Source organism: Weissella viridescens, from assembly GCF_014789145.1.
Classification (GTDB): domain Bacteria; phylum Bacillota; class Bacilli; order Lactobacillales; family Lactobacillaceae; genus Weissella; species Weissella viridescens.
The window spans coordinates 678001-690520 of record NZ_CP061835.1 but is presented as its reverse complement, the minus strand read 5'-3'; the positions used below and the strand labels follow the sequence as shown (position 1 = coordinate 690520).

The 12520-nt window shown below is 39.9% G+C and carries 11 protein-coding genes; 1 reads left to right on the top strand and 10 read right to left on the bottom strand.

Going from position 1 to position 12520, the window contains the following annotated elements; translation table 11 throughout:
* Positions 1 to 128: 128 nt before the first annotated feature.
* The 5 genes from tig to IE337_RS03455 form a co-directional block, all read right to left on the bottom strand.
* Positions 129 to 1415 carry a trigger factor gene (gene tig, locus IE337_RS03475; protein ID WP_057747187.1) on the bottom strand — a complete coding sequence of 429 codons (1287 nt, stop codon included), beginning with the start codon at positions 1413 to 1415 and terminating at the stop codon, positions 129 to 131.
* A gap of 110 nt (positions 1416 to 1525) precedes the next feature.
* A complete protein-coding gene (locus IE337_RS03470) occupies positions 1526 to 1963 on the bottom strand; it encodes a nucleoside 2-deoxyribosyltransferase (RefSeq protein WP_191136784.1) in 438 nt (145 codons plus the stop codon).
* A 107-nt stretch (positions 1964 to 2070) separates the two neighbouring features.
* Positions 2071 to 3258, bottom strand: a complete 1188-nt coding sequence (gene tuf / locus IE337_RS03465; RefSeq protein ID WP_057747191.1) for an elongation factor Tu — start codon at positions 3256 to 3258, stop codon at positions 2071 to 2073.
* 215 nt (positions 3259 to 3473) lie between these two features.
* On the bottom strand, positions 3474 to 4379 hold the full coding sequence (locus IE337_RS03460) for a hypothetical protein (RefSeq protein WP_191136783.1): 906 nt from the start codon (positions 4377 to 4379) through the stop codon (positions 3474 to 3476).
* Between the two features lie 78 nt (positions 4380 to 4457).
* On the bottom strand, positions 4458 to 6308 hold the full coding sequence (locus IE337_RS03455) for a ribonuclease J (protein WP_191136782.1): 1851 nt from the start codon (positions 6306 to 6308) through the stop codon (positions 4458 to 4460).
* Between the two features lie 209 nt (positions 6309 to 6517).
* Between IE337_RS03455 and IE337_RS03450 the strand changes: the two genes are divergently transcribed.
* Positions 6518 to 7690, top strand: coding sequence for a DUF998 domain-containing protein (locus IE337_RS03450; RefSeq protein WP_191136781.1), 1173 nt, complete (start codon positions 6518 to 6520; stop codon positions 7688 to 7690).
* A 95-nt stretch (positions 7691 to 7785) separates the two neighbouring features.
* On the opposite strand, the gene rpsT is transcribed toward IE337_RS03450, so the two are convergent.
* From rpsT to IE337_RS03425, 5 genes are all read right to left on the bottom strand, one after another.
* Positions 7786 to 8040: a 30S ribosomal protein S20 gene (gene rpsT / locus IE337_RS03445; protein WP_191136780.1), complete on the bottom strand. Its 255-nt coding sequence runs from the start codon at positions 8038 to 8040 to the stop codon at positions 7786 to 7788.
* Between the two features lie 54 nt (positions 8041 to 8094).
* Positions 8095 to 8364 carry a 30S ribosomal protein S15 gene (gene rpsO, locus IE337_RS03440; protein WP_057747200.1) on the bottom strand — a complete coding sequence of 90 codons (270 nt, stop codon included), beginning with the start codon at positions 8362 to 8364 and terminating at the stop codon, positions 8095 to 8097.
* 139 nt (positions 8365 to 8503) lie between these two features.
* Positions 8504 to 9529, bottom strand: a complete 1026-nt coding sequence (gene holA / locus IE337_RS03435; RefSeq protein WP_191136779.1) for a DNA polymerase III subunit delta — start codon at positions 9527 to 9529, stop codon at positions 8504 to 8506.
* A gap of 66 nt (positions 9530 to 9595) precedes the next feature.
* Entirely contained in the window at positions 9596 to 11833 is a 2238-nt protein-coding gene (locus tag IE337_RS03430; RefSeq protein WP_191136778.1) for a DNA internalization-related competence protein ComEC/Rec2, read from the bottom strand.
* Positions 11830 to 12465 (bottom strand): helix-hairpin-helix domain-containing protein, encoded by a 636-nt coding sequence (locus IE337_RS03425; protein ID WP_191136777.1) that lies wholly within the window; start codon positions 12463 to 12465, stop codon positions 11830 to 11832. Before IE337_RS03425 ends, IE337_RS03430 begins: the two co-directional genes overlap by 4 nt.
* Between the last annotated feature and the right edge of the window lie 55 nt (positions 12466 to 12520).

The following is a 12520-nucleotide window of genomic DNA, read 5'->3' as shown; positions in this document are numbered from 1 at the left end:
TGTAATCATTTATTTTTTATCGTAAATAATATTATAACAGAAAATTAGGTAAATATTAACCAAAGTCTACGATTGTTACTAAAACAAAAACGGATACCCAATTGGGTATCCGTTTTCTTTAATTGAAATTACTTTTCAACAGCGCTGTCAACGATTTCATCAACAACAGTCTTGATAGCAATATCATGTGCAAGCATGTCATCTGACAAAGCAGCACGTACTGCAGATTCTTCCATACCGTATTGGTCAGCAAGTGACTTAACTTCGGCAGAAATTTCATCTTCAGATGGTGCAATGTTTTCAGCCTTAACAATGGCTTCCAAAACAAGGTTTGTCTTTACGCGACGTTCTGCACCTTCAGCATATTGCTTACGCAAATCATCAGCTGATGAATTTGTGATTTGGAAGTACAAGTCAGGCGTAATTCCTTGTTGTTGCATTGAGGCGAAGAATTGGTTCATTTGACGATCCACGTCTTCGTTGATCATTGATGCAGGAATGTCTCCACCTACAACAGTTGCGTTATCAACAGCCTTGTTGATAGCAGCATCTTCCTTGGCTTCGCGAGCATCAGCTTCCTTTTGTTCTTGAAGACCTTCTTTAATCTTAGCCTTCAATTCGTCAAGTGAGTCAACGCTTTCGTCAACATCCTTGGCGAATTCGTCATCAAGTTCAGGAACTTCCTTTGACTTAACTTCGTGAACCTTAACTTCGAACAAAGCGTCCTTACCAGCAAGATCTGCTTGGTATTCTTCTGGGAAGGTAACCTTCACATCAACTTCATCGCCAGCCTTTGCACCAACCAATTGTTCTTCAAATCCAGGAATGAATGATCCTGAACCAAGTTCAAGGCTGTAGTTATCAGCTTGTCCACCTTCAAAGTGATCACCATCAACTGAACCGTCAAAATCGATCACAACAGTGTCGCCATCCTTGGCTGGTTCTTCAACCAATACCAATTCAGCTTGTTCTTGTTGTTGTTGCTTCAATTGAGCATCAACATCTTCATCAGTAACAGTTACATCAGTAGCTGGCACTTCAACACCCTTATATTGTCCCAATTCAATTTCAGGAGCAAGTTCAACTTCGGCAGAAATCTTCCAAGGTTGTCCCTTTTCCATTGAATCAAGTTCAATCTTTGGTTGTCCAACCATTTGGATACCAGTTTGTGCAACGGCATCATCAAATACTTCAGGCAAAACCTTGTTCAAACCTTCGTTGTACAATGATTCTTCACCATACATTTGCATAAAGATTTGCTTTGGCATGTGGCCCTTACGGAAACCAGGTGCTGAAACATCCTTCTTTACATCTTCAAAGGCTTGATCAATTCCCTTTTCATATACGTCAACAGGTACTTCAAAGCTCAAAGTTCCCTTATTACCATCACCCTTGGTGAAAACTGCATTTGCCATCTTTGTTCCTCCAGTTGTCATTTTTAAATTTCATGACTTTTAATTTATCATTACATACTTACTAAGTATAACAGAAAGATGGTTAATTTCAATATCCATAGCTAAAGTGACTACAATCTTTTACCTGAAAATGGTTGATTTGGCAACGCATGAAAGTCAAGTTGTGCTAATTCACTTGGATCCGAAATGAACGTCGTGAGTGATTCTGTTAGCATGAGGTTAGTTTGATAGTCCGTCTCTTCAAACATAACAATTGGTGTTTCTAACACATACGCCATTCCCTGTTCAAAGGCTGTACCAGAATCAGCATCATTATCGCGATAATCCGCAACAGTGACAATCACGTCTGCCTTGCGAACTTGTGTGACATCTCGCTGGAAAACCTCAGCTGCCCAGGCTGCAGAAAATTGTGGTGCATCCGTTGTCTGATGCTGGCGTGGTGAATAATAATCATCGACAGTTGGGTTATTTTCCAGTGCTTGTTCAAGACTTGAAACCCGCGAAATTTGTTCATCACTAAAGAATGGTGCTGCTAAATAGACTTGCATAAAGACTCCTCATTTCTTATTTTCGACACAAAAAAAGCGATACTAATAAATAGTATCACTTTTTTAGTTTAATGATCAGTAAACCGAGTCATTAAAGGTAGTTGATATTAGTCCAAAATTTCTGAAACAGTTCCGGCACCAACAGTACGGCCACCTTCACGAACAGTAAACTTCAATCCCTTTTCAAGGGCAACTGGAGCGATCAATTCAACGTCGAATGTCACGTTATCTCCAGGCATAACCATTTCAACACCTTCTGGCAATTCTACGACACCAGTAACGTCTGTTGTGTGGAAGTAGAATTGTGGACGGTAGTTTGTGAAGAATGGAGTGTGACGTCCACCTTCTTCCTTAGTCAAGACATAAACTTCACCCAAGAACTTCTTGTGTGTGTGAATTGAACCTGGCTTAGCCAAAACTTGTCCACGTTCGATTTCAGTACGGTCAACACCACGTAGCAAAGCACCGATGTTATCACCAGCTTCAGCAATGTCCATTGACTTGTGGAACATTTCGATTCCAGTAACAACAGTCTTACGAGGTTCGTCCTTCAAACCAACGATTTCAGCTTCATCGTTCAAGTGGATAGTTCCACGGTCAACACGACCAGATGCAACAGTTCCACGACCAGTGATTGTGAAGACGTCTTCGATAGGCATCAAGAAAGGCTTGTCAGTATCACGAACAGGTGTTGGGATGTATTCATCAACAGTGTCCATCAATTCTTCGATAACCTTAACTTGTTCTGCATCACCTTCAAGGGCCTTCAAAGCTGATCCACGAAGTACAGGAATATCATCACCAGGGAAATCATACTCTGACAACAATTCACGAACTTCCATTTCAACCAAGTCAACCAATTCGTCATCATCAACAAGATCAGTCTTGTTCAAGAAGACAACGATGTAGTCAACACCAACTTGGCGAGCCAACAAGATGTGCTCACGAGTTTGTGGCATAGGACCATCAGTAGCGGCAACAACCAAGATAGCACCGTCCATTTGGGCAGCACCAGTGATCATGTTCTTAACGTAGTCCGCGTGACCAGGGGCATCGATGTGAGCATAGTGACGAGCTTCTGTCTCATATTCGATGTGTGCAGTGTTGATCGTGATACCACGTTCACGTTCTTCAGGTGCGGCGTCAATGGCAGCAAAGTCTTCTTGCTTTGCCAATCCCTTATCTGCCAAAACCTTTGAGATAGCAGCAGTCAATGTTGTCTTACCGTGGTCAACGTGACCAATAGTTCCAATATTAACGTGCGGCTTTGTACGGTTGTATTCTTCTTTAGCCAAAAGCTTATCCTCCTAATTTTGCAAGCTAGCCATGAGTGACTAACTATTATTGCTTGCTTATAAGTATACTACATTCCACAGCGGAATAAAACTACAATCTAAAAAATCATAGCACCCCTGGGAAACTGAAATTATTATATAAAAACTAAGACCTTTTGTAAAGCCGTTTTCAATGAAAAAATCGTAAAAGTGCAACTTTTTTCAGCATTTGTCTTTTATAAAGTCATTAATGCCTGATTTAAAGCATCCCGCCACTCTTTTTGCGTCCCTGACTCTGTATCAGTCGTTGAAAATTCCATCCCAAACATGAGTAGTGTTTGTTCTGTCCAAACCTTAACATCTGAAATTGCTTGATCGAGGTTAGGCATCATTAACATTAAACAAAGGTTAACCTGTTGCTTCAAAATTTCGAATTGTGTCGGATCATTGGCAAGGGGCGAATTCGCGAGTAAGTTCATCACTGCTTTGAATTTAGATTGTTGTGTTAAAAACGGAATCTGATTTGGCACAAGACGTTCATGCTGTCCAATTAAACTCATCATCTCAATTTCTTCTGATACACCCAATTTCATCAATTCTTCTAGTACACTCACCCGAGATAATTGATGTGCAAATGGATCAATTAAAATATATTTTGCACAAAACAGGAATTCAGGCCGTGGTAAATGTTTCGCCCGTCTCACAATCTGCGATTGCTGCCCCATTGGCGCATCGCTTAAATGATAAAAGCTTTTTTTATTTTCCAGTACTGCGGCTTGTTGTGTATCTCGAAAGTGGTTTTCTGATTCAGTGACTTGTTCCAAAAATCCACTATCAAGATGATTCATATAGATAAATTGTCGTGCGTCAACAAAGGCATTTGCATTTAAACAGGCGTTAATGAAGATTCGTTGTTCCTCAATCGTGCTACTTCCATATTCTGCTACATATTCATGTACAAGATCGTTGGCCAACTCATTTTGTTCATGTTGTGTATATAGTTCGGCTAACTTAATGTTTAACGCAAAGCTTTGTTCCTTACTATAGGCCTCTTCAAAATACATTAACGCGTGCTCATCGTCGCCTTCTGCTATTGCTTGATTACCTAACTTTTGTAACTCGGCACTATCAATCTCCAACATCCGTAAACCCTCTCTATTCTTAACTAAAAGCTCACTACCAGATTATCAACCTAGTAGTGAGCTAATTAAATTTTAAAATTACTTTTTGTTGCTCTCTGCCTGCTTGGATTGTTTAGCTTGATTATTTTGCTTAGGCTTCCCAGCATGTTTATTTTCATTTTGCTTTTTATCAGCATTGGACTGGTTTGATCCATGGCTTTGCTTAGCCTTGTTGTTCTTTGGTCCATTACCGCGCTTGCGACGACGACCATTTTGGTTCGCCTCCATAATCACTGGCAAAATCACTGGCTTGCGGCGTGTCTGTTCATACAAGAATTTTCCTAAGGCATCGCGTACAGAGTTCTTAAGATTAGACCAATCAAACTCTTTTGTGTTCTTAATGCCATCAGAAACGGTCTTTTCAACGAGGTCACTTGCTTCTTGCATCAAATCCTTAGACGTTTTGACGTAAACGAAACCACGTGAATCAAGCTTTGGTTTAGCCACAACCTTCTTCTTTTTTCGATCAATCGTCACAACCGCAATAAAGACCCCATCTTCTGATAGAATGCGTCGGTCATTTAGAACGATTGACCCAATATCACCAACACCAGATCCGTCAATCATTGTATCGTTAACTTGGACAGAGCCACCAAGGTCTACCTTGTCCCCGTCAAAGTTAAGGCGATCACCCTTTTCAAGCATGAAGACTTGGTCTTCATCGTAACCAACCTCAAGTGCCGCTTTTTTAGCAGCATTCATGGCACGATATTCACCTTGAACAGGAATAACATTTTCCGGCTTCAACAAATTAAGTAATAGTTGGAAGTCATCACTTGATCCATGACCTGATGAGTGCATATCTGTTGAAATTTGCTTTACTTTAGCTCCTGTACGGTACAACAAGTCACGCGTACGTGCAACATATCCTTCCATAGCTGTTGAAGGCGTCGTTGCAATAAAGACGAGATCGCCCTCACCAATTTGAATATTCCGATCGTCGCCACGCGCCATACGTTGTAGATGACGGATTGGTTCACCCATGCGACCCGTCTCCAAAATAACAGTTTCTTCAGGTGCTAATTTATTCATGTTCTTTAGTGACACAAACAATTCATTTTCATGCACTGGTAGATGCAATTTCTTTAAACGTAAGGCTGTTCGAACAACTTTTTCTAGATCCTGGCCCGACAAAACAATTTTACGTCCAACCTTATACGCCGCATCGATAACTTGTTGAATCCGTTGTAAGTTTGAAGCAACTGCAGCAACAATAATACGTTCCTGCTTGTTACCACGGAATGTCTCCAGAATATAGTCACCAATAGCAGATTCGTGCGAAACTTCACCTTGGTTTGCCGTTCCTGCCGCATCTCCTAAGAGTGCTGTCACCTTTTTCGTACCGATTGTTGCTAAACGTGCAAGATCAGTCCGGTAATCTGGTAAGGCCGTTGTATCAAACTTAAAATCACCAGTATAAACAACTTGTCCTGCTGGCGTTTCCAAAACAATTCCCAATGAATCAGGAATGGTATGCGTTGTCTCAAAGAAAGATACCGTTACATCGTTCATCACTACTTCAGTATTACCACGAACAACGTGATAATCATCAAATCCAGCTGAAATTGGTTCGGCTTCAACTGCTAGTTTAGCCAATTCGATTGTCAATTCTGAACCAAAGACAGGAACTTGAACTTCATTCAGCAAATATGGCAATGCGCCAATGGCATCCGCATGTCCATGTGTTAAAAACACACCAACAATGTCTTCGCTATGTTCAGTTAAATAACTAAAATCAGGGATGACGACGTCAACTCCCAATAAATCACTTTCAGGATATTTTAATCCTGCATCTAAAATATAAATGTCTTTTCCTACGGTGACAGCGTACATGTTTTTTCCATTCTCACGTACCCCACCGAATGGCATAATGCTTAAATTAGTGCTCATAATTGTCCTATTCTTTTCTTTCCGGGAAATCTGGTTTCCCACGTTGATGTTCTTGTGTATTAATATATCACATTTCTTGACCTGCACCAACTCATTCATCTATGAAGTTTTTAATTGTAATTGTTCTTTTAAGCATATATTTCTTGTATAATTAAATGGATTAGGCTCAATCGCAGTTTACGATTGACGAGATAGGAGTTTCACAGAACATGTCAGATTCAGAAAAATACTATATTGAGATCCCCGAAGCGGTTGTAAATGCTAACAGGATCCATGCTACCAGTGATATTACAGCAGTCTTCTCAAATGGTCGCATCACCTTAAAGGAAAAATCAGCAGATAACCAGAACGAACGTTCCTCAATCCGCGGTTTCCTCCTAACCTCACTATTAGCAGGAATTCTTGCCTTTATTGTCTTTCACATTCAGGAACTTAAGACCGTTCCTTTACGTGGGGGAAACTCAATTGCACAAGTTTCAATTTATCTCAGTTTATTTTTTGGGACATTAGCCTTTTTTGGAACCGTCATCAAAGTTAAAAAACATAAGCTGAGTGAGTTAAAATGGCGGCATATCATCACCCTCACCCTCGCTGCAGCTTTAATTTTATTTGCAGTGTTAGCCATGTTTTTCAAAATTTTCTCAACAGCGTTTATTGGATTAAGATTGGATATGTATACGACTTCCATTTTAGTTGGCTTGGTCGTTGGTATCAGTACGTACTCATTAAGTGCTGCTGCCAACTCGATTAATTTTTCAACAATTACGTATACTTTAATCGCTTTACTTTTCGGAGGAATTTTATTCTCCATGATTACGAATGGACGGCCCGATTGGTGGCAGCATAACTTTAGTTACTTAGGCACTGAGAATGTTAAAAATGCCATGTACTTCAATTTCACACTTATCTTTTCGGGTCTAATTATGTTGACTTTAGTTGATTATCTTTTCAGTGGACTACATGCAACATTCAACCAAAATCGACGGATGTTCTACTTGCGTATTTTATTTTCGCTTCTAGCCATCACCCTCGCCGGTGTCGGTTTGTTCCCAAATAATCCTGGCTGGACGCATACTGTACATGATCATATTGCGCAATTGCTAGTCTTGTGGATTTTAATTATGATTGTTGGAATTAAATGGCTGCTACCCGATGCGAGTCATGAATTTACCGTGACATCATACACAGTTGGTGTCTTACTCATTTTGTCTGATATTCTCTTTCAACACTTACATTATTTATCATTGACTGGATTTGAAGTCACGGCATGTGGCCTAGTTTTCTTTTGGCTGATTCTTTTGTTACTTCACTTACGTAATCTTGCTTTACCAGAAGCACAATTCCAAACAAAGATTATTAAAGCAAACTCATCATCAATTTAAACTTTAAGCTAGCAGCCTTCAACTGCTAGCTTTTTTTGTACAAAAAAAACACCCAATCTAATGATTGGGTGTTTTAATTAATAACGCTTTTTTGATTACTTGTTCAACAAAGCTGAAAGACGTGACTTGTCACGTGAAGCCTTGTTCTTAGAAATCAAGCCCTTTGATGCAGCGCGATCAATAGCTGATGAAGCGTTAACAAACAATTCGTTAGCATTGTCTGAACCAACTTCTACAGCCTTACGGAACTTCTTAACTTCAGTACGGTATGCACTAAGTTGTTGAACGTTACGCTCGCGTTGTACTTTGTTTAAGCGGGCACGTTGGATTGATGACTCAATAATTGGCATCGCTTTTCCCTCCGATGATATATGTCAAAATGTACGCTGTTAAATGTATTAAAATTAACGACGCAATCCAAGCTTTTGGATCAATTCACGATAACGTTGAACGTCGTTATTACGTAGGTAACGCAACAAGTTACGACGGTGACCGATCTTCTTCATCAAACCACGTTGTGAGTGGTAATCGTGCTTGTGTTCTGACATGTGTTCGTTTAATTCATTAATGTCAGCAGTCAAAACTGCAACTTGAACTTCAACTGAACCAGTATCACCTTCGTGACGTGCGAATTCCTTAATGATTTCATTCTTGCGTTCTGCAGAAATAGCCATGTTGGATATCCACCTTTCATATTTTATAGTCGCCACCATACAACGTAAAACGACGGTGAACCGTCAAACATAGTATGGGGTCGTGTGCTTAATGCACTTGACCATAATACCTAACATTAATTCAAAATGCAAGGATTAATTAAGATTTTAAATCATTTTGATAACGCAACACAAATAACTCAAATAACATTTCTGGATCTTTTTGTGTTGATTTTAGTTCTTTTTCCATCTCGGATAACCCTAAAAATGCGCCAGATAATGCTTTATATGAGAAGCGACGCACAGTCTTTTTCGCTAGTTTAACACGATATGGATGTACTTTAAGTGCTGTTGCAAGCCCTTGTTCGCTTTGTTTACTCGTTTTAACTTGGATGAGTAAACGAAATTGGCTAATCATTGCGCCCAATAATCGGAGCGGTTCTTCCCCAGAAAAAAGCAATTCATGGTACAGTTCAACGGCTTGGCGTAAGTTCTGGTTCAACAAGTTATCAATCAAGTCAAAAACGTTTTGGCTAAGCGTACGGGTCACGAGTGCATCTACACTCGCAGCATCAATATGCTTTGTCTCCAGAGCATACAGTTTCAACTTTTTTAACTCATTCATGACGGCAGTTACTGACATGTCAGTTAGCCTGAAGAGTAATTGTAACGCATCCCCATCTATCACATACCCAGCCTCGTGCAGATTCTGCTCAACCATTTTTTGCAAATCACGTTCACTAAAATCTACAAATGAAAGATATGTCGCACGTTCTTTTAATAGCTTCGTCACTTTCTTTCGGCCATCTAACTTGTCATACGGTGCGATAATGACCAAGACAGTCTGTGGCTCAGGTTGCTTCACATATTCAATCAGATCGTCAACCTTATGCTCAATTTTACCGCGACTTGACTCACCCGTTAAAAATTGCGCTTGATCAATGATTACAACGCGTCGATCACCAAAAAAGGGGACGGACTTAGCATCATCAATCGCAACACTTAGCGCCGTTTCACGCATATCAAATTGCGCTAAATTCAACATGCGATCTTCATTCGGGATTAAATTAATAAATAAATGTCGAACAACATCCAACAGATATTGATCATTTCCTTGAATGAGATAAATTGGGTCGATTTGACCAGCTTTTATATTTTGTTCCAACTGTGTTAAATTGATAGCCATTTTACTCCCCACTACGTTTGCATTTCTTTATCCATAATCACACGGGATATCAAAAAAAACAAGTCATCACTTTAGATTTAACGCAAAATCAGTTTTCAAAACATTAGATTCCTTACGCACGCGAATCATCCCACATTCCGGTGTCTGGTAGGTTTTTACATGGCCTGCTTTCAATCGCGCAACCACTTCTGCATGTGGATGTCCAAACCGATTATGCACCCCGGCTGAGATAATACCTATTTTGGGATTAAGTCGTTTTAAAAATGATTCAGCCGTACTTGTTTTTGAACCATGGTGTCCCAGCTTCAAAATATCTATTGGACCTAACTTAAACTGTTGCAAAATACGTTGCTCACCTGCCTGATCCAAATCACCAGTTAAGATTAGACTTAACCCGTGCGTTATTACATTAAGTGCTATTGAATCCGCGTTCTCTCCTTTTCCGACATGGTCGGGTGCCAAAATAATCACCCCTGGTACAGGTGTATCACCGGCCCTCACAGAGTCAATTTGTGTATTTTGAAGCTTTGACATAATATGTCGCGGTAAATGCATCCCCATCGGTACCAATATTTTATTGATACGATAGACACTCAACAGCCCCTCTAAATTTCCAATATGATCCGCGTCTTTATGAGTCAGTACGAGTACATCGATGGTCGAAATGGCCTGCGCTTTCAGATAAGACACAATTGGCCGAGCACCATATATGGCTTGACGTTTCCGTTGTTGCTCACTTTGATTAAATAAGACCCTACCGCCCACATCAACCAAAACTGATTCGCCTGTATCAAGTTTAAAAAATGTTGCATCTCCCTGTCCCACATCAAAAAAGACAACTTGGTCATTTGTGCGGATTGTACCCATTAGCCCCACAATGGCATACACGACAGCCAAACAATACCACCACCGTGGATGCTGATAAATGATACATATCAATGTGATTAAACCCATAATACCGAATAGTACTATTGATGGTTTACCAAAGAAAAGCTCACCAGGACAATTTGCTATATGCACTAACCCTTTTTGGATATAACAAATTATCCAATCGATGTGCATCACCATGATGGAGAGCTGTAACATTTGTGCTAAAACACCGATAATGACTAAAGGGCAAATCACATAAGCAAAACAAGGAATTGCGATCAAATTGGCTAGAATACTAATTGGGTGCCAAGTAAAAGTAGACCAGATGAGTAACGGTAAGATTAACAAATTTAATTGGATACTGACTTGCCACCATTTGAATCGGTTGAACCAAAGCAATCCAAAACTCAATAGGCAAGATAGTTGACCACCCAGATGACATAAAAGGCCAGGTTCGATTAATAAACTCAATAAAATTGTTATGCCCCATAAATCAAACCGAGACCAACGACAATTTTTAAGTTGCACAAAATGTTCGGTCCCCGTTGCTACAACTGAACGAATGATGCTTCGATTATCACCCGCAAATATCCAAAAAACAACTAAGATAATTTGACTCGACCAAAGACGCATTTCTTTCAAAAACTTTAAACGCCGACAAATCAGATACCACACCTGGCAGACCAAGTGAACTTGAAATCCCGAGATACTGAATAAATGAATGAGGCCCATTTTGCTCAATCCTTGATTATCTAGGTAGAAATCAGGTCGCACATAGCCTAATAATAAGGTTTCTCCATAGTCACGCAATCCACTGGGTAATTGTTCAAACCATTCAACGAGATGAACATGCCAAGTTCGAATCAAATTAACCAGGGCATTAATTGTGAAAAACTGATACTGCGTTTGCTGACACTTAATAGCCGAATTCGCAACTAGCTTACAGACAATCCCCCGAGAGTACCAATAACGCTGCATATCAAATTCAAATAGATTACGCGGTCCATCTATTCGTTGATAGGTGTATCTTGCTTCAATTTCAAAGGCACCATCATATTTTTTCAAAAAATTGTACGCTGAATGAGACAGATGTCTCACCTGGAACCTCATTTGTTCATTTGATCCTAAAGTTGTACCGACACCTGATAGTCCTTGCTCCGTTAGCTGACATTGATCAATATGTGACATAACAATCTTAACCTTTGGCACATCTTCAACATACCGTAAAGGGGTCTGAATGGTTTGCCGATAATTTACCCAATAGCCACTACAAATAAACATCACGATACCTAAAATTTTAATTGAGGGACCATAATACATGGCTACTATGATGCCAACGTACATACATAAAATAAACGTCCAATATTGATCCGCTATGAAGCTTAAATTTAATGCGATTCCTGCAAGGCCAGCCAAAAAATAAATACCATTCATGATAAGAAATAGGGTCGGATCTTTTGAAGCGTTTTGGGCCCAAATCCAGAAACTTGTGTTAAATCATCTATACTTTTGAAAGGCCCGTTCGTTTCACGAAAACTAATAATATCTGCAGCCCGCTTCGGACCAATCCCTGGAATTTCTTGTAACTCCGTAACCGTTACTTGATTGATATCCAGTCTTGCCTTGGCGTTTTCAGCCACGCCTTCGTGTCCAGACAATGCAGTAGTGACAGTTTCTCCTTTCTTTGGAATGTATAACATTAAACCGTCGGTCAATTTTTGTGCTAAATTAACGTTTCGTGTATCTCCATGCGGTGTGAGACCACCTGCACGTTTAATCGCATCTTGCACAAGCTCATTTTGGTTGAAAGTATAAACATTTGGAGCCTTTACATGGCCTTTAATATCAACGCGCAGGGTATTAACTTTGACATTTTCTCGTTTGCTTTCTTGACTGTCATCTTTTAGAGATTGAGCCACCGGCAGTGGCTTTTGTATTTCGGGTTGGGTTTTTACGTGATTCTGTACTAATAAATACCCCATCCCCATCACGATGATGATGAATAGATACTTTAGCAGACTATATTTTTTATAATAATCGTGTAATTGTCGGATGATTGCTTCCATGTCTGTGTGCCTCCCTCGATTTTTTCGATAATAGAGACGAGTCTACACAAACAAT